Here is a 17,932-nt window from a genome sequence, read left to right on the forward strand (position 1 = left end):
GGCGGCAAGTTAGCAGTGACCGGGCGGCGTCGCGACCGCTTTTCGCCGTCCGGATCCGGCGACGTGCCGCGGCGAACATGGGTGGCGGTCCGCGCCGGCGTGTACAACAGGGGTGGGTGTACCTAGCGGGATGGGGTAACTATGTGGAAGATCTGTCAGACCTGCGCGGTCGAGCACGACGCCGCGGCGGAGATCTGTCGTATCTGCGCGGACGAGCGGCAGTGGGTGCCCGCCGCCGGGCAACAGTGGACCACGCTGGACAAGCTCGTGGCGTCGGGCCACAAAGTCACGATGCGGGAGTTGGAGCCCGACCTGTTCGGCCTGCGGACCGAGCCGGAGTTCGGCATCGGGCAGGAGTCGCACCTGGTGCGAACGCCGGCGGGAAACGTCCTGTGGGATGTGACGGGGTATGTGGACGAGAACGCCGCACGGCTGGTTCGCGAGCTCGGCGAGGTCGTCGCCATCGTGCCGAGCCACCCGCACCACTACGGCGTGCAGGTGGAGTGGAGCCGGGCGCTCGGTGGGGTGCCGGTGCTGGTCGCCGAGTCCGATCTGGAGTGGGTCGCGCGCCGGGACCCGGCGATCCGCCCGTGGTCGGGCCGGCTGGAGCTGCTGCCGGGTGTCACCCTGCGCCAGTTGGGCGGGCACTTCCCCGGCAGCGCGGTGCTGCACTGGGCGGCGGGGGCGGGCGGTAAAGGCGTGCTGTTCAGCGCCGACACCATTCAGGCCAATCCCGATCGGAAGTCGGTCGCGTTCATGCGCAGTTATCCCAACCGGATTCCGCTGTCACCGGCCGTGGTCGAGCGGGTCGCGACGACGGCCGAGGAGTTCGAGTTCGACCGGCTCTACGACAACTTCGGCAAGCCCATCGACGGCGACGCCCGCGCCGTCGTCCGCAGCTCCGCCGAGCGTCACATCGCTTGGGTGCGTGGGGATTTCGACCATCTGACCTGATCTGGGCCCGGACTCGAAGTCCGGCCGGATGCTGCCGGGTCGGACTTCGAGACGGCCTAGCCGTCTCGGCGCTGACCGATCTCCTTGGTGAGGGCGATGATGTCGGTCAGCAGCTTGGGCGCCTCGTTGCACTCGTCGGTGGTGACGCGTTTGCTGCTGCCGTCTCGGTAGGTCACGGTGACGGCGTAGAAGTAGGAGTCCCGGCAGTCGCTCGGGCCGGTGTAGGCGTCGGTCAAGGTCCGGAACTCCGCGCTGTCGACCATCTCGAACAGGGCGCCGCGTCGCTGGTTCTGCACCGTGTCGTCCACGGTGTAGAACTGGTTGACGCCGGCGAAGCCGCCGGTCTGGTTCACCTCGACGCTGGTCGCCTTGGCAGTCTCAGCGCCCGAACGACTCTCGCCCGCGCCGCCGCAGGCCGCCGTCGCCAGCAGTAGCGCGCCGAGTGTCGCGGAGAGGAACAGCGGCTGCGCGAGCCCGCGGCGGTACGGAGATTCGCTCATGGCCGCACAGTAACTCCGCGGGCCCGCGCGGACAATGCCGTGACTCCCCAGTTGACTTCGCCAGTTGCTCCCCGGACGCCGAAATCGGTTGGGCTCATTCCACGCCTTCAGATAACCCGCCGTGACCTCGCCCGCGGTATCGCCGCCGTTGAGCGCGGTCGGGCCCATCATGTTCGACCAATCGCCTTTGCGCTGCCAGGCGAGATTACCTAGGTGGCGAACGGTGGCCGGGTCAGCCGACGATGGTGGCGAGATCGATATCGGGATCGGTGAGCCGGTCGACATCGGTGTAGGGGTGGTCGCGAATGATGCGGTGCAATTGCTCGAATTCGCCGCTTCGGCCTACGCACGCGGCCGCCACCAGGCGATCGTCGCGCCAGAACAGGGCGGAGAAGTTCAGGTCCTCCGGCTCGCCGCGGACCGACCAGCCGCGATCGCCGTAGACGTCGGCGGCGTCGGGCCAGCCGCAGAGTTCCAGTCGCGTGCCGAACTGCTCGGAGCTCACCGCAGGCACGGGAGCGTAGGAAGTCTTGTTGCCCAGCATGTTTCGCGCCGCGGCGGTGGCCTGATCCATGGCGTTGGCGTAGTGCTCGATGCGGTGACGCCCGCCGAGCAGCGGGTGGGTCTGGGCGGTGACGTCGCCGGCGGCGAAGACTCGCGGCGCGGAGGTCCGGCACCACTCGTCGACGACTATGCCGCCGTCTACGACCAGTCCGGCACGTTCGGCGAGTCCGGTCTCGGGCACCATCCCGAGCGCGGCGACCGCGAGATCCGCAGACCAATTGGTGCGCCCGTCCTGTGCGACCGCGACGACGCCGTCGTCGGTCTCGATCACCCGGTCCAGCGGCACGCCGAGCGCGAGTCGCACGCCATTGCGGCGATGCAGCGCGGCGAAGAGTCCGCCGAGCCACGGCGGCGCGACCCGGGCCAGCGGCGCTCCGGCCAACTCCAGCACGGCGACGTCACAGCCGAGCGAGCGCGCCGTCGCCGCGACCTCCAAACCCAGCACGCCCGCGCCGACGACCAGCAGGGACGGCTTCTTCGACAATTCGTCGCGTAGTGCGAGCGCGTCGGACAGTGTGCGCAGCGTGCGCGCGCCGTCCATCCCGGTGAGTCGCCGGGGTCGGCCGCCGGTGGCGAGCAGGAGCTGGTCGTAGCGCAGGCGCGAGCCGTCTGTCAGAGCCAATGTCCTTGCAGTGGGATCCAATTCTAGCGCGCCGATGCCGGTTCGCAGGTCGATGTCCTGGTCGGCCCAGGTCCGCGGGGGCGCGACGGCGATGTGCTCCGGCTGCGCGTAACCCGCCAGCAGACCCTTGGACAGCGGGGGCCGCCAGTACGGCGCGGTCGGTTCGTCGCCGAGCACGACGAGCGCGCCGGCATAGCCCTCGGCGCGCAGCGTCTGGGCGGCGGTGGCGCCCGCCAGGCCGGCGCCGACGATGACAATGGGGTCCTTCGAGTTCATAGGGCGACGCTAAGTCGGAACCACTCATACCTTCCAAGACCAGTTCTGCCATAAACTCATGCCTCGAGCGTCGCGAGGTCGATCTGTGCTTCGCCTCGCGACCGCTGACGGGTCCGTCCTTGCGCTCTGTCGAATTGTGGCGCGAGGAGGTGCTTTTGGCGGTTCCACCCGTGCCCCTCGCCCCCCGTAGCGTGGCTCCGGGTAGACGACCCCGGCTGCGAACGAGTCTTGAACCTGGTCTGGCGCGAAGACACCCGCCGCCCGAAAACTACGCGACCGCGCCCCAGTTCTCCGCTAGACCTGCTCACCTCACATACTGGGCTTCCGCTGTGTCCCTTGCGTTGTGCATATTCCACAGTAGGTCGGCGAGGTGAGCGGGCGCGACGGAAGGTACCTCCCAAAACGACTCCCCCGCGGCCTTGGCCCGCTCCTGTTCGACGTGCCACGCGCTGTTCTCGATCGCCGCGCCGATGTAGAGCCCGCCGACATAGACACCCTTCGGCGCCACCTCAGCATGCAGCGCCTGAAGGTAGTTGCGTTGGGCGGCAAGGGCAAGCCCTCCGGCGACCCGCGGATTGCCGTGCAACGCACTGGCTCCTTGCGCGCTCAGAATCGCGCCGTCTCCACGAGAAAGCATGGCGGGCAGGAACTCTCGCACCAACTCGAGCAGCGTGTAGACACCGAGCGGCATGAATTCTCGCACGCGCTCCGGTGTCAGCTCGAGCACGGGCACGAACCCGTTGGCCGCGGCACCGTAGTAGAACGCGTCGAGTTCGCCGACGAGGGACCGGACCTGCTCCGCCAGAGCGGGAACCGCCTCGGTGTCAGCCAAATCCGCTGTGACGACATGCGTTGTCGCGCCCTCCGCTGCCAGTTCCTCGGCCAGCCTTTCCAGTGGTTCCCGGCGGCGGGCGACGAGCACCACTTCGTAACCGCTCTGTGCGTAGCGGTGTGCCACAGCCTGGCCGAGACCGGGTCCGGCACCAAATATCGCGATCGACTTCGACATGAAACACTTTCGATAGCAACGAGACTCGGAAGATTCCGCCGGGCGGTAAACCCATCAATCATGATAACTGATCGTCAGCAGTACTGACGGTTGAAAATGTATATGGTTGCAAGGTGCCCGACCCGCAACCACCTGATGACGCCCCGCCCCGGCTCGGGTATCTGCTCAAACACGCAGCCCTGCGCTACGCCGAACTCACCTCGACCCAGCTCGCGCCGCTCCGCATCACTCCGCAGGAGTGGGCTGCGTTGAACTGCCTGGACGCGCAGCATGGGCGCTCGCAGAAGGAAGTGGCGGAGTTGCTCGGGATCGACCGGACATCCATGGTGACGTTGATCGATCAACTGCAAACGAAAGGGTGGGTCGAGCGCCGGCCTCACCCAGGGGACCGCCGCAAGAACGCTGTCACGCTGACAAAGTCAGGCCGTGGCATGCTGCGCGACGGCGCGCGAATCATCGATGACTGTGAACGCCGGTTCCTCTCCACCCTCGGCGATCCCGGCGCAGACCAGTTGAAACGCGCGCTCCACAGAGTGATTACGGCCAACGAGTAGCGCCCCGGTCACCTGCGGTGCCGCCATGCGACACCCCGCTCGGACTGCGCTCCGCGAGTCCGCCCTAAAATCCGCACCCCCTCTCTGGATCCGCACTGGCTCTAGGCGTCTAGAGAGAGTGCAGGTCCCGAGAAAGAGTGCGGGGTCTCGGAAGGGGCGGCGAACCGTTGCACCGCGCTCATGGACGAGGCGCGGGTGAGAGCGCGGGTGCCGGATGCCGGATGACGTCAGGTTCTCAGCATCGGCCGGACAGGCGAGCGCCCCCTACGCGACCACCCCGTCCCCTCCTCCACCCATCTAAGGGTCGAATCCGAGACCGAGTACGGATACTGTTTGTACGCAAGGTGATTCATCGGACGCGGCCGGCCTGATCCGGAACGTCAGCGCTTCGGAACGCCGGAATCCGGCCTCCGACGCTGGCCTCGTGCATCCTACGGGCCGGTAACACCCGTTCGCTGTGCACATATGTGGATTAGAGGTGCACACTACGCGGGACCGAGAGTTGCATCCCCTCGCCCGTCGACCGGGCCAGCGCTCAGGAGAGGAAGGAGTCGGCGAGTGTTCAGCCGCATCGCCATCGTGAACCGGGGAGAGGCCGCCATGCGCCTCATCCACGCCGTCCGAGATTTGGCCGCGGCAACCGCGCGTCCGATCGAGACCATCGCTCTGTACACCGATGTCGACCGGAACGCGACGTTCGTGCGCGAGGCCGACGTCGCCTACGACCTCGGCCCGGCATCCGCCCGCCCGTACCTCGACCTGAAGGCGCTCGAGCAGGCGCTGGTCGAGACCCGCGCGGACGCGGCCTGGGTGGGCTGGGGTTTCGTCGCGGAGGATCCGGCGTTCGCGGAGCTGTGTGAGCAGATCGGCGTCACCTTCGTCGGCCCGAGCCCGGACGCCATGCGCAAGCTCGGCGACAAGATCGGCGCGAAGCTGATCGCCGAGGAGGTCGGCGTCCCGGTCGCGCCGTGGAGTCGCGGACCGGTCGAGACGGTGGAGGCGGCCACGGCGGCCGCGGCCGAGATCGGCTACCCGCTGATGCTCAAGGCGACCGCGGGCGGCGGCGGACGCGGCATCCGCGTCATCACCAACGACGCCGACCTGGTCGACGCCTACGAGCGCACCCGCCAGGAGGCGGCGCGGGCGTTCGGCTCCGGCGTGGTGTTCCTGGAGCGCCTGGTCACCGGTGCCCGGCACGTCGAGGTCCAGGTGATCGCGGACGGCCAGGGCACGGCGTGGGCGCTCGGCGTGCGCGACTGCTCGGTGCAGCGGCGCAACCAGAAGGTCATCGAGGAGTCGTCGTCGCCGGTGCTCAGCGCCGAACAGGCGGGCGAGCTCAAGGCGTCGGCCGAGCGGCTGGCCATCGCGGTCGGCTACCGCGGCGCGGCGACCGTCGAGTTCCTCTACCACCCCGGCGATCAGCTGTTCGCCTTCCTGGAGGTCAACACCCGCCTGCAGGTCGAGCACCCGATCACCGAGTACACCACCGGTTTCGACCTCGTCCGGGCGCAGCTGCACGTGGCCGCGGGCGGCAAGCTCGAGGGCGACATGCCGGTCGAGCGCGGGCACGCCATCGAGGCCCGGCTCAACGCCGAGGACCCCGACCGCGACTTCGCGCCCGCCCCCGGCCGCATCGCGCGGCTGAATCTGCCCGCTGGGCCGGGCATCCGCGTCGACACCGGCGTCAGCGAGGGCGACACCATCCCCGCCGACTTCGACTCCATGATCGCCAAGATCATCGCCTACGGCCGCGACCGCGAGGAAGCGCTCGGCCGCCTGCGCCGCGCGATGACGCAGACCAAGGTGATCATCGAGGGCGGCGCGACGAACAAGAGCTTCGTGCTCGACCTGCTCAACCAGCCCGAGGTGATCGACGCCAGTGCCGACACCGGCTGGATCGACCGCGTCCGCGGCGAGGGCAGGCTCGTCTCGCACAGGAATTCGGCCATCGCGCTGGCCGCCGCCGCCATCGACGCCTACGAGGAGGACGAGCGGGCCGAGCAGAACCGGCTGCTGTCCACCGCGTTCGGCGGCAGGCCGCAGGTGCAGCACGAGAGCGGCCGCCCGCTCGACCTCAAACTGCGCGGCGCGAGCTACCGGCTGCGCGTCGCGCGGATCGGCGCGCACCGGTTCCGCATCGGCATCGAGGCCAACGGCGAGATCCACACCGCCGACGTCGATCTCGAGCGTTTCGACCGGCACACCGGCCACATCGTGGTCAACGGCACCCGCTACCGCCTGACCACCGGCACGCACGGCCCGATCCACCTGGTCGACGTCGACGGCGTGACCCACCGGATCAGCCGCGACGAAGGCGGCGTCGTGCGCTCCCCTGCCCCCGCCCTCGTCGTCGCGACTCCGCTCGAGGTCGGCGCGGAGGTCGAGGCGGGCGCGCCGGTGCTCGTGCTGGAGAGCATGAAGATGGAGACGGTGCTGCGCGCGCCGTTCAAGGCGCGGCTGAAAGAGTGCGCCGTCTCCGTCGGCACGCAGGTCGAGACCGGCGCGCCGCTGCTGTGGCTGGAGCCGCTCGGCGACGCCGAGGAGGGCGAGGCCGCCGTCGCGGCCGGGACCGTCGAGCTGGACCTGCCCGCCGAGTCCGCGCAGATCCAACCGCACGAACGCACCGCTCGTGGCCAGGAGAACCTGCGCAGCCTGCTGCTCGGCTTCGACGTCGACCCGCACGACGACGCCCGCGTGCTCAGCGACTACCTCACCGCGCGCCGAGCCGCCCTCGCCGACGGCCGCAGGCCGCTGGCCGAGGAACTCGAGCTCATGGAGGTCTTCGCCGACCTCGCCGAGCTGAGCCAGAACCGCTCCTCCGACGAGGACGGCCACCAGAACCACGTGCACAGCGCGCGGGAGTACTTCCACACCTATCTGCAGAGCCTCGACGTCGAGCGCGCGGGCTTGCCACAGTCGTTCCAGACCAAGCTCGCCAACGCGCTGCGGCACTACGGCGTCACCGAACTGGACCGCACGCCCGAGCTCGAGGCCGCGGTCTTCCGCATCTTCCTCGCCCAGCAGCGGCCGTCCGACACCGTCACGGTCATCACCACCCTGCTGCGCGAATGGCTCCAGGAGCCGATGCCGGATCGGGCGCTGCGCGAGCCGGTCGGCCTGGCCCTCGAGCGGCTGGTCGCCGCGACGCAGGTGCGCGTCCCGGTGATCGCCGACCTCGCCCGCGGCCTGGTGTACGCCTGGTACGGCCAGCCGCTGCTGCGGCGCAACCGCGCGCGCGTCTACACCAACATCCGTAAACACCTGCGCCACTTGGACGCTCACCCGGACTCGCCCGATCGCGACGAGCGCATCTCCGATATGGTGCGCAGCACCGAGCCGCTGGTGCGGCTGCTCGGTCAGCGGCTGGTGCGCGGCAACCAGGACAACACCGTCATGCTCGAGGTGCTGACCCGTCGGTACTACGGCAACAAGGGCCTGGCCGGCGTGCGCACCTACGAGGTCGGCGGCTGCACCTTCGTCATCGCCGAGCGACGCGGGCTGAGCCTGGTGTCCGCGGCCGTGCGCTTCGACGCGCTCGACACCGTGCTGCGCGGGCTGAAGGAGCTGGCCAGCGGGGCCGCGTCCATCGACGCCGACATCTACCTCAGCTGGGAGAAGCAGCCCGCCGACTTCGACGCGATGGCGGCGGCGCTGCACGAGGTGCTCGGCGCGCACATGCTGCCGAGCCAGGTGCACCGGATCACCGTCGCGGTCGCCGGCAGCGGCGGCGCGGTGATGCACCACCACTTCACCTTCCGGCCCTCGGCCACCGGCATGGTCGAGGAGCGGCTGATCCGCGGCCTGCACCCCTACATCGCCCAGCGGATGCAGATGCAGCGGCTGCGCAAGTTCGACCTGACCCGGCTGCCGTCCTCGGACGACGAAGAGGTCTACCTGTTCCGCTGCGTCGCCAAGGAGAACCCCGCCGACGAGCGCCTCATCGCGTTCGCCCAGGTGCGTGACCTGGCCGCGCTGCGCGAGCAGGACGGCAGGCTGCTCGCCCTGCCGACCGCCGAGATCGCCATCGCGACCTGCCTCGACTCGATCCGCCGGGCGCAGTCGCTGCGGCCCTCGGCTCATCGGTTCAACACCAACCGCATCGTGATGTACATCTGGCCGCCGATCGACGTGACCCCGGCCGAGCTGGAAACCGTTGTGCGGCACGTGCGTCCCACCACCGCGGGCGCGGGGCTCGAGGAGATCCTGCTCATCGCGCGTCAGCGCGACCCCAAGACCGGCGAGCTGACCAAGGTCGCGGTGCGCATCGGCTTCGACGCCACCGAGGTGACCGTCGGCGAGCGCACCGAGGACGTGGTCGAGCCGCTCGACGAGTACCGGCAGAAGGTGCTGCGGGCCAGCAGCCGCGGCAACGTCTACCCCTACGAATTGACCGGTCTGCTCGGCGAATTCAGCGAGTACGACCTCGACGACGACCACGCGCTGGTGCCGGTCGATCGACCCAAGGGGCACAACACCGCCGCGATCGTCGCCGGCGTGGTCAGCACGCCGACCCCGCAGCATCCCGAGGGCGTGCGCCGCGTGGTGCTGCTCGGCGACCCGACCAAGTCGCTCGGCGCGCTGTCGGAGCCGGAGTGCCGCAGGGTGATCGCCGCGTTGGACCTCGCCGAACAGCTGCAGGTGCCGTTGGAGTGGTACGCGCTGTCCTCCGGCGCCCGGATCTCCATGGAGTCCGGCACCGAGAACATGGACTGGGTGGCCGCGGCGCTCAAGCGGATCGTCGAGTTCACCCAGGACGGCGGCGAGATCAACATCGTCGTCGCGGGCATCAACGTCGGCGCCCAGCCGTACTGGAACGCCGAGGCCACGATGCTCATGCACACCAAGGGCATCCTGGTGATGACGCCGGAGTCCGCGATGGTGCTCACCGGCAAGCAGGCGCTGGACTTCTCCGGCGGTGTCTCGGCCGAGGACAACTTCGGCATCGGCGGCTACGACCGGGTGATGGGCCCGAACGGCCAGGCGCAGTACTGGGCGCCGGATCTGGTCTCGGCGCGCGACGTGCTGATGTCGCACTACGACCACACCTACATCGCCCCCGGCGAGCAGGGCCCGCGCCGGTCGCAGACCAGCGACCCGGTCGACCGGGACGTCTCCGACTTCCCGCACGCGTTGGCGGACAGCGACTTCCGGACCGTCGGGGAGATCTTCTCGCCCACCGCGAACCCGGATCGCAAGAAGCCCTTCGATATTCGCTCCGTCATGCGGGCCGTCTCCGACCAGGACCTCCCGGTGCTCGAGCGCTGGGCGGGCATGGCCGACGCGGAGACCGCGGTGGTCCAGGACGCGCACCTGGGCGGAATCCCGGTGTGCCTCTTGGGCATCGAGTCGCGGGGCGTGCCGCGGCGCGGGTTCCCGTCCACCGACGGGCCGGACACCTACACGGCGGGCACCCTGTTCCCGCAGTCGTCGAAGAAGGCGGCGCGGGCGATCAACGCGGCCAGCGGTAACCGGCCGCTGGTCGTGCTCGCCAACCTGTCCGGCTTCGACGGCTCGCCCGAGTCGATGAAGAAACTGCAGCTGGAATACGGCGCCGAGATCGGCCGCGCGATCGTGAATTTCCAAGGGCCCATTGTGTTCTGCGTGATCTCGCGGTACCACGGCGGTGCGTTCGTGGTGTTCTCGAAGCGGCTGAACCCGAATATGACCGTTCTCGCGATCGAGGGCTCGTTCGCCTCGGTGCTCGGCGGCGCGCCCGCCGCGGCGGTGGTGTTCGCCGGTGATGTGAACCGGCGCACCGCGGCCGACGCGCGGGTGCGGGACCTGGCGGCGCGAGCGGCGAACGCGTCCGGCACCGACCGGGCGACGCTCACCGCCGAACTCGACGAGACGCGGTCCTCGGTGCGCACGGAGAAGCTGAGCGAGGTGGCCGCGGAGTTCGACCGGGTGCACAACATCCACCGGGCCGTCGAGGTCGGGTCGGTCGACGCCGTGATCAGCGCCGCCGAGCTGCGGCCGCGCATCATCGAGGCGATCGAGGCGCGGCTGTCGAACTGACGCTCGCGGTGACGGCGGGTCGGGTCCGAATTCGGGCCCGGCCCGCCGTTTTTCGCCGGGAGCGACGAACGTCTCATGGAGTCGATGGGAGAGGGTGGAGTAGCGTCGAATGCAGGGGGATCGGTATCCGCCGCAACCAGTGGCGAAGTCGGTTCCCGAGGGAGGATTCGCGACAATGATGCCGCAGATCTCGAGTGTCATCGAGAGACGACTTCTGATCAATTACCGCGTCGAGCCCGAGATCCTGGCGCGCCTGCTGCCCGAGCCGCTGCGGCCGCACCTGGCCGGCGACTGGGCGGTCGCCGGGATCTGCCTCGTTCGGCTCGGGCAGGTGCGGCCCGTCGGGCTGCCCGCCGCGGTCAGCGTGCGCAGTGAGAACGCCGCGCATCGGATCGCGGTCGAGTGGGACGGGCCGGACGGGGTCCAGAGCGGGGTCTATATTCCGCAGCGCGACAGCGGATCACCGCTGAACGTGATGCTCGGCGGGCGGGTGTTCCCCGGCGTGCACGGGCTGGCTCGTTTCGACGTCGCGGAGACCGAGCGCGACCTGCACGTCGCGTTCACCACCAAGGACAACGCCACTCGCGTCAGCGTCGACGTCAGCACGGTCGACGAGTTCCAAGGCAGCACCCTGTTCCCCGACCTCCCCACCGCCTCGGAGTTCTTCCGCCGCGGCAGCATCGGCTACTCCGCGAGCCGAGACGGCACCCGCCTGGACGGTCTCGAACTGACCGCCCCCACATGGGAAGTCGTTCCAGCCCACACCCACACCGCCCACTCCACCTTCTTCGAAGACGAAACCCGTTTTCCCCCAGGCACCGCCACCCTCGACTGCACCCTCCTGATGCGCGACATCCCCGCCACCTGGGCAACCACCCCACCCCTCCCCCTCCCCGCCCCCGCCTGACAACCGCTGCCCAAACTTGAACTCAGCGTGGCGCTTCACGGCATCCACGGCGTCGGGTTGTTTCCTGGATGCATCCGGTCCAGCTCGGCATCGAGCTGGACGCGACGCGCCTCGGCGGCTTCCGCACTCGGCAATCCCAGTCCGTCGGCGATGTCCTGCCATGTCATCTCGTTTCGATGAGCGACGTCGATGAAACACCACTCCGACTGATCGACTTCCCGCCGCATCTCCACGATCAACCGACGCCAGGCCGACAACACATTGTGTGGAACGCGATTCATCGCGTCATGATTCCGCAGCAAGACCATAGCCATCAGGGGGCGATCACGAAATCGACGAAACCCGCTCTCCCCCAGCGCTTCTCGCAACCACCGCTCGAGCGCCGGATCCAGCTGACGCTCGTCACCGACCACGCCGCACATTGTTCGACTCGGCCGCAGCACTGTCAACCGCGCCGAGCGTCGCGGGGTAGCGTGACTGATGCTGCGGCGCAGAGGCGTTACTCGACGGCGAGGCTGCGTTCTTATATGTTGGGGGCGTCTTCTCACCGGAGAGCCATGGGCTCTCGCAGGCTTCGGCCTCACCGGACGGTTTCTCGGCACCACGGGGGTGTCGAGGAGGTGGGAGTCGCCTTCGACTCCGGTGAGGTATGCCTTGATCAGGTCTGATGCAGTATTCGCCAATTCTTTTCCGCAGCAAGCACTTCCGCGCGTCATCGTCATCGGCGCGGGACTCGGCGGATTATGTCTCGCCCAGGGACTGCGCCGTGCGGGGATCGAAGTCGCCGTCTACGAGCGCGATGCGGACTCGACGGCGCGCACACAGGGTCACCGCCTGCACATCGATCAGCGCGGCCGCGACGCGCTGGCGAAAGTACTTCCGCCGCATCTTTTCTCACTCCTCGCGGCGATCGTGGGGCGGCCGGCCCCGACCGTGCGCGGTTTCGATCATCAGCTCCGTCCGACCGGAGCGTTTCCGCTCGAGGATTCGCCGCAGCGACCGGTCGAGGACGTAATGCCCGCGCACACAGTGCTCGACCGGCACGTATTGCGCCGAATCCTGCTCACCGGCCTCGACGACATCGTCCATTACGGACGAGAGTGCGTCGGCTACGACAGTGAAAGGGGCACCGTCACAGCCAGATTCGCCGACGGTGGCACCGCGCGCGGCACAATCCTGGTGGGCGCCGACGGCATCGGATCGGTGATCCGCGCGCAGCGCCTGCCGCACGCGCGTGTCGTAGATTCTCGGATCCGTCTCGTCTACGGCCGCGTGCCCTTCACCTCCGAGCTGCGCGAAGCGCTTCCGTCGGCGATGTTCAGCGTCTTCAACTCGGTCGTCGGGCCGGACGGGCGATTCGTCGGCATCGCACCGGTGGAGTATCACGAATCACCGGCGACGGCCGCAGCTCGATTGGCACCCGAAGTCACACTCGATCCGACATCGAACACGCTGGCGGTGATGTTCGGCCGACGCTCGGACCGACTCGGGCTCTCCGACCGCGACCTGCGCGCCGCCTCGGGCGAGGACCTGCGCGCCCTAGTCCGCGCGCAACTCGCCGGTGGGCATCCCTTGGTCACGACCCTGGTCGAGAATTGGAGCCGCCCGAGCATCTTTCCCGTCACCGTCCGCAGCAGCGTCCCTGTCCCACCATGGCCGACCTCGAACGTCACCTTGCTGGGCGACGCGATCCACGCCATGAGCCCCGCCGCGGGCGCGGGCGCGAACATGGCGTTGCGCGACGGCGCGGCCCTCGCCACGGCGCTGGCCACCGGACACCACCTCCCCGCCGCGGTGCGCGACTACGAGTTGGCGATGGTCGAGGAGGGATTCCGCATGGTTCGGCTCTCGGCCGCCAACGGCACCCGGACGCTCGGCGCGGACCTCCTGCCGGGGTGAGGATCCGCAGCCGTCGACCGTGCGAAACACGGTGCGATGCTTGCCGTTCCGATTCTGTCGGTCGCAACCGCTAGCCTGCTGACATGGTCGGAACGGACTCGGCGCTACGCCGGCTGACGCGCGAGGCAGGCAAACTGCTCCTGCCGTATGGCTTCGAAGGCTCGGAGGGTATGTGGTCGCGCGTCGTGCCGGGCGGTGTCGCGTCGGTCGGCCGCACGCGCACCCTGCGCACGTGGACCGACGGGCAGCAGGTGCTCAGATTCGGCCTGTGCCTGAGCGCGACGCCCACCGCCTGGTGGGAGTTCCACAACTGGCGTAATGCGCGGCGCGGCCTGCCGCCCGTGCCGCTCGAGCAGGCGACCGGTCCGGGCCTGCTCGACGAACGCGGCCTGCCCGCGGACATGACCGAGCTGTGGTCGCTGGGCGTCGACCCGTCCCAGCCGGGTCGGCATGCGCTCCAAGCGGATATCGACGCCATCCGCGCCGAGCTACCCCGGCGCGTGCACGCGTATGCGCGCCGCGCCTTGCGACTACTGGAACCCGACCACTACCTCGATGAACTGCTGACTGTCCCGGATCCGCGACCGGCGATCCTGGAGGCGATAGTCGTCCTGCTCGCCGATCGTGGTCCAGGCCCGGAACTGGACGACGCGCTCAGCAGACTTCCCGAGCAGGACACGTCCGACTACCTCGTTTATGCGCGCAGCCGCACCGCTGTGGTCTGAAACTCCGGATCGCCCAAGGAGTGTCGTGATTCCCGCCCCTTCCAAGGTATAGCCCACCACCGGACTTGCGGCAAGACCCGGATCGTCCGGCATACTCGTCCGCCGAAGCTAGAACCTGCGGAAATGGAGTAACGAGTGACGGACACCGACGTAATCATCGTGGGCGCGGGCCCGAGCGGCCTGATGCTGGCCGGTGAATTGCGCTTGGCCGGAGTGCGATCGCTTGTGCTGGAACGCCAGTCGCAACCGCGGGATACCCCGAAGGCGAGCGGTATCGGCGGCCGAATCCTGGATCTGCTGCGCTACCGCGGCCTGCTGGATCGCTTCACGGAGGCCAGCAGCGATCCCCACCCGGCTCTCCGATTTCCGTTCGGCAATCTGTATCTGGACTTCACCGAACTCGCGGAGTCCCCGATGCACGCCCTGCCGATCCCCCAGCGGGCTGTCGAACGGCTGCTGGACGAGCACGCGAGCGAACTGGGCGCCGAGATCCGCCGCGGACACCGCCTGATCGGGCTGAGTCAGGACGATACCGAGGTGACCGCGGAGGTCGAGGGCCCCGAGGGGACCTACCGGGTGACCGCCCGCTACCTCGTCGGCTGCGACGGCGGCCGCAGCCGGGTGCGCGAACTCGCGGGAATCGAGTTCCCCGGCACCACCTATCCGGAGGTCAACCGGCTCGCCCAGGTCACCGTGCCCGACTCGCTGCGCGTGCTGGACAACGGCGATATCGATGTCCCCGGCCTCGGCACCGTCCACACGGGTTTCACCCGGACGGCCGGCGGCGTGTTCGCGTTCGCGGTGATGGACGGCGTCTTGTCCATGCAGACGACCGAGGACGAGTCCGCCGAGTACGACGATGACGAGCCGCTGACCATGGACGAACTCGCCGGCAGCGTGCGCCGCGTGCTCGGCGTGGAACTGCCGCTGGGTGACCCGATTCGCCTGTCGCGCTACACCTTCAAGGCGCGGCAGGCCGAACGCTACCGGATCGGCCGGATCATGGTGGCGGGCGACGCGGCCCACCTGTTCCCCGCCACCGGCACCGCCCTGAACGTCGGCATGCTCGACACGGTCAACCTCGCCTGGAAGCTCGGCGCCGAGATCAACGGCTGGGCGCCGGCCGGACTGCTGGACACCTACCACGACGAACGCCACTTCGCGGGCGCGCGGGCGATGATGCAGACGCGCGCGCAAGCCGCGCTGCGCCGCGGAACCGACGAGGCCGACGAGGCCCTGCGGCAGGTCTTCCAGGAGTTGCTCACCGACGAGCCCGCCCTGCACCGCATGGGCCACCTCGTCGGCCACTCCGACATCCGCTACCCGATCCCCGGCGCGGACCGGCACCCCTTGATCGGCACATTCGCGCCGGACCTCCCGCTGCACACCAACGAGGGCCTCACCAGCGTCGCCGAACTCATGCACGCCGCACGCCCGGTCTTCCTCGACCTCGCCGAACGCCCGGACCTCCGCGAGGTCGTTCTGGAGTGGCGCGACCGAGTCGACCTCCGCACGGCAAAGACCGACGACCGCCCCGCCGACGCATTACTGATCCGCCCAGACGCACACATCGCCTGGGCCACGCCCATCGACCAGCCCGGCGACACCGCAGCGGCCGAACTGCGCGCGGCGCTGTCGCACTGGTTCGGCACTTAGGTTCTGTGTCACAGTCCAGCGGGAATCCAGCCCGAGAGGGAACTGGTGGCGGACGCTTCTCGCGCGATGCCGCCGCCAGTTCCTCATGACCGCTTGACCAGCTCCGATGGGGGCGCGGTTGATCCGCGGTCGATCAAGGGCGTCCCGAACCTCGAGGCGTCTTCGCGGCTCCCGGTTTGCCCGGTGGCCAACCCCTTTCGCCTGCCGGAGGAACCGATAAGACTTCGAGACAGGGTCTAGGTCTGCGAGTCAGCGCTCCCGACTCCAGCATTCGGTTGCGAACCCAGGAGTCGGTAGCGCAAGGTCGGGAGCGCACGGGTCGCAAGCGGGAGGTTCGGAAGCGCACGAGCCGTAAGGACACGGTCGCGAACGCGCGAGCCGCAAGCGCGTCGATCGGGAGCGCATGAGTCGTGAGCACGCGGGTCGCGAGGGTACGAGTCGCCAGCGCACGGGCCGGAAGTGCACGAGCCGCGAACACGCCGGGCGGCAGCACGAGCCGCAGGCGCGCCGGTCGCGAGCACACGGGTCACGGCCACACGGGTCACGAGCGGCACGGATCGCCAAGCGTGAGGGGCGCGAGCACACCGTCGCGAGCACACGAGCCGCAAGCTCACCGATCGGAAGTACACGGGGTCGCGAACGCACGAGCCGCGAACGCGCCGTTCGGGAGCGCGCGAGGCGCAGGCGCACCGGTCGCGAGTGCACGGGTCGCGGTCGCTCGATGAGCGGTCGCGGCTTACCTGGTCTCGGCCGACGACATGAGCTGCTGTCCGATGCGCGTGAGCACATCGATTTGTGCCGAGTTGTAGAGGTCGTTCACGGCCACTTCTACTGTCTGCCAGGCGAAGTGGGCGCCGCGTGGGGCGTCGGTGTAGGGGTCGAGCAGGCCGGGGTGACCGTCGAGCATGGACTGGACCTGGGGGGCCATGCGTTCGGCGAGGGTGCGGCGGGTGTGTTCGTCGGCGTCCTCGGGCAGCTGATCGAACTCGACGGTCGCGGGTTCGGCGTGGTAGGTGTGGAGCATCTCGATGTAGGCGTCGATGCCGGACGGGCCGAGTACGCGGGCGAGGACCACGATGAACGCTCGGTCGGCGTCGGAGAGATCGACGTGTGCGGCGGCCTCGGCGAGGGCGGGCGGCAGGTCGGTGGGGCCGGCCTGGCGCAACGTCTGCGAGAGCTCGACTCGAATCCGTTGCAGGCGTTCGATGCTCGCGGCCAGTTCGGCGTCCAGCTGGCGGATCGCCTGCTCGGGATGCTCCTCGGCCTCCCCCATCTCGGCGATCTGCGCCAGCGAAAAGCCGAGGTCGGTCAGGCGTTTGATCCGCAGCAGCCGCACCAGGTGCGCGACCCCGTAGCTCTTGTAGCCGTTGGACCGCCGCTCGGGCTCGGCGAGCAGACCGATCTCGTGATAGTGCCGCACCGCCCGCAAGCTGGTGCCCGCGAGTTCGGCGAGCTGACGGGTGCTCCACGCCACGACTACCCTCCTCCGGGATCCGAAGCCGCCGACGACGGCCACACCCGTCAAATCTAGGCCCTGTGCCGAAGTCCGGCCGGATACCTCCGGTGGCCGGATCGTCGCCCGGCAAGCTGGACGACGTGGCCGGTCGGCGATCCAGCCTCCGGTGGCCGGACGGGACTTCGACACAGGACCTATGCCGTCGCACCGCCGACGCCCCAACGTGGTGCGGCGCACGCTTACTTCGCGTCCCCATAGCATTCGACCACAGCCGTCGTGAACGGGAACCGCACCGGCGTCGGCCCGAAAACGATCCGGCCCGCCTCGTCCGCGGCGGCGGTGATCGCGGCGGAGACCGTCGCCGCCTCGTCCGCCGGGCAGTGCACGATCACCTCGTCGTGCTGGAAGAAGACCAGTTCGGCGCGGAGCCCGGCCTGCGCCATCGAGTGCCGCAGCCCGGCGAGCACCAGCAACGCCCAGTCGGCGGCGCTGCCCTGCACGACGAAGTTGCGGGTGAAACGACCGCGAGCGCGGGCCGCGGCATTACTGCCGTAACCGTTGACCTCCTCCGGTGCGAGGTCCGCCTGCTCCGGCGCCGCGACGGACGCGGGCGGGCAGGTGCGACCGAGCCAGGTGCGCACGAGCCTGCCCTGCTCGCCCGCGCGCGCCGCGTCGTCGACGTAGGCGACCGCCGCGGGATAGCGGCGGCGCAGCTCGGCCATGTGGGTGAGGGCGTCGCCGGAGGTCTGGCCGTAGATCGCGCCGAGCAGCGCGATCTTGGCCTGGGCCCGGTCG

At 69.2% G+C, this 17,932-nt stretch carries 13 protein-coding genes; 7 read left to right on the top strand and 6 right to left on the bottom strand.

The features are described from left to right. Nucleotides 1-141 precede the first annotated feature (141 nt). The gene (locus ON39_RS40135; RefSeq protein WP_040742072.1) at nucleotides 142-954 is read left to right on the top strand and encodes an MBL fold metallo-hydrolase; all 813 of its coding nucleotides are present in this window, start codon (nucleotides 142-144) and stop codon (nucleotides 952-954) included. A gap of 56 nt (nucleotides 955-1,010) precedes the next feature. On the opposite strand, the gene ON39_RS40140 is transcribed toward ON39_RS40135, so the two are convergent. The 3 genes from ON39_RS40140 to ON39_RS40150 all read right to left on the bottom strand — a co-directional run bounded on the left by ON39_RS40140 (nucleotide 1,011) and on the right by ON39_RS40150 (nucleotide 3,925). After that, a complete protein-coding gene (locus ON39_RS40140) occupies nucleotides 1,011-1,454 on the bottom strand; it encodes a protealysin inhibitor emfourin (RefSeq protein ID WP_146251243.1) in 444 nt (147 codons plus the stop codon). 232 nt (nucleotides 1,455-1,686) lie between these two features. Further along, a complete protein-coding gene (locus tag ON39_RS40145; RefSeq protein WP_040742075.1) occupies nucleotides 1,687-2,916 on the bottom strand; it encodes an NAD(P)/FAD-dependent oxidoreductase in 1,230 nt (409 codons plus the stop codon). Between the two features lie 304 nt (nucleotides 2,917-3,220). Next, complete coding sequence (locus ON39_RS40150; RefSeq protein ID WP_040742077.1) at nucleotides 3,221-3,925, bottom strand: SDR family NAD(P)-dependent oxidoreductase; 705 nt, start codon at nucleotides 3,923-3,925, stop codon at nucleotides 3,221-3,223. 113 nt (nucleotides 3,926-4,038) lie between these two features. On the opposite strand from ON39_RS40150, the gene ON39_RS40155 reads away from it, so the two are divergent. The 3 genes from ON39_RS40155 (at nucleotide 4,039) to ON39_RS40165 (ending at nucleotide 11,401) form a co-directional block, all read left to right on the top strand. Further along, complete coding sequence (locus ON39_RS40155) at nucleotides 4,039-4,479, top strand: MarR family winged helix-turn-helix transcriptional regulator (RefSeq protein WP_040742079.1); 441 nt, start codon at nucleotides 4,039-4,041, stop codon at nucleotides 4,477-4,479. A 558-nt stretch (nucleotides 4,480-5,037) separates the two neighbouring features. Beyond that, complete coding sequence (locus ON39_RS40160) at nucleotides 5,038-10,494, top strand: ATP-binding protein (protein ID WP_040742081.1); 5,457 nt, start codon at nucleotides 5,038-5,040, stop codon at nucleotides 10,492-10,494. Between the two features lie 175 nt (nucleotides 10,495-10,669). Beyond that, complete coding sequence (locus tag ON39_RS40165) at nucleotides 10,670-11,401, top strand: DUF2071 domain-containing protein (protein WP_051187714.1); 732 nt, start codon at nucleotides 10,670-10,672, stop codon at nucleotides 11,399-11,401. Nucleotides 11,402-11,436: 35 nt separating this feature from the next. Here ON39_RS40165 and ON39_RS40170 read toward each other — a convergent pair whose 3' ends face one another. Next, nucleotides 11,437-11,814 (bottom strand): hypothetical protein, encoded by a 378-nt coding sequence (locus ON39_RS40170; protein WP_146251242.1) that lies wholly within the window; start codon nucleotides 11,812-11,814, stop codon nucleotides 11,437-11,439. Nucleotides 11,815-12,055: 241 nt separating this feature from the next. Between ON39_RS40170 and ON39_RS40175 the strand changes: the two genes are divergently transcribed. The 3 genes from ON39_RS40175 (at nucleotide 12,056) to ON39_RS40185 (ending at nucleotide 15,681) form a co-directional block, all read left to right on the top strand. Then, nucleotides 12,056-13,300 (top strand): FAD-dependent oxidoreductase, encoded by a 1,245-nt coding sequence (locus ON39_RS40175; protein ID WP_211336394.1) that lies wholly within the window; start codon nucleotides 12,056-12,058, stop codon nucleotides 13,298-13,300. A gap of 83 nt (nucleotides 13,301-13,383) precedes the next feature. Further along, the gene (locus ON39_RS40180; RefSeq protein WP_040742085.1) at nucleotides 13,384-14,025 is read left to right on the top strand and encodes a hypothetical protein; all 642 of its coding nucleotides are present in this window, start codon (nucleotides 13,384-13,386) and stop codon (nucleotides 14,023-14,025) included. Nucleotides 14,026-14,160: 135 nt separating this feature from the next. Then, nucleotides 14,161-15,681 carry an FAD-dependent monooxygenase gene (locus tag ON39_RS40185; protein ID WP_040742086.1) on the top strand — a complete coding sequence of 507 codons (1,521 nt, stop codon included), beginning with the start codon at nucleotides 14,161-14,163 and terminating at the stop codon, nucleotides 15,679-15,681. Nucleotides 15,682-16,417: 736 nt separating this feature from the next. On the opposite strand, the gene ON39_RS40190 is transcribed toward ON39_RS40185, so the two are convergent. Beyond that, nucleotides 16,418-17,155, bottom strand: a complete 738-nt coding sequence (locus ON39_RS40190) for a helix-turn-helix domain-containing protein (RefSeq protein WP_040742087.1) — start codon at nucleotides 17,153-17,155, stop codon at nucleotides 16,418-16,420. Nucleotides 17,156-17,376: 221 nt separating this feature from the next. Further along, nucleotides 17,377-17,932 (bottom strand): DNA polymerase (locus ON39_RS40195; RefSeq protein ID WP_040742088.1); only part of this gene is annotated, 556 nt, incomplete at its 5' end.

Origin of the sequence: Nocardia tenerifensis NBRC 101015, from assembly GCF_000308715.1 — a bacterium.
Classification (GTDB): domain Bacteria; phylum Actinomycetota; class Actinomycetes; order Mycobacteriales; family Mycobacteriaceae; genus Nocardia; species Nocardia tenerifensis.

Coding starts and splice junctions, on each gene's coding strand:
- ON39_RS40135 (WP_040742072.1), top strand. CDS start 142: ATGTGGAAGATCTGTCAGACCTGCGCGGTCGAGCACGACGCCGCGGCG.
- ON39_RS40140 (WP_146251243.1), bottom strand. CDS start 1,454: ATGAGCGAATCTCCGTACCGCCGCGGGCTCGCGCAGCCGCTGTTCCTC.
- ON39_RS40145 (WP_040742075.1), bottom strand. CDS start 2,916: ATGAACTCGAAGGACCCCATTGTCATCGTCGGCGCCGGCCTGGCGGGC.
- ON39_RS40150 (WP_040742077.1), bottom strand. CDS start 3,925: ATGTCGAAGTCGATCGCGATATTTGGTGCCGGACCCGGTCTCGGCCAG.
- ON39_RS40165 (WP_051187714.1), top strand. CDS start 10,670: ATGATGCCGCAGATCTCGAGTGTCATCGAGAGACGACTTCTGATCAAT.
- ON39_RS40180 (WP_040742085.1), top strand. CDS start 13,384: ATGGTCGGAACGGACTCGGCGCTACGCCGGCTGACGCGCGAGGCAGGC.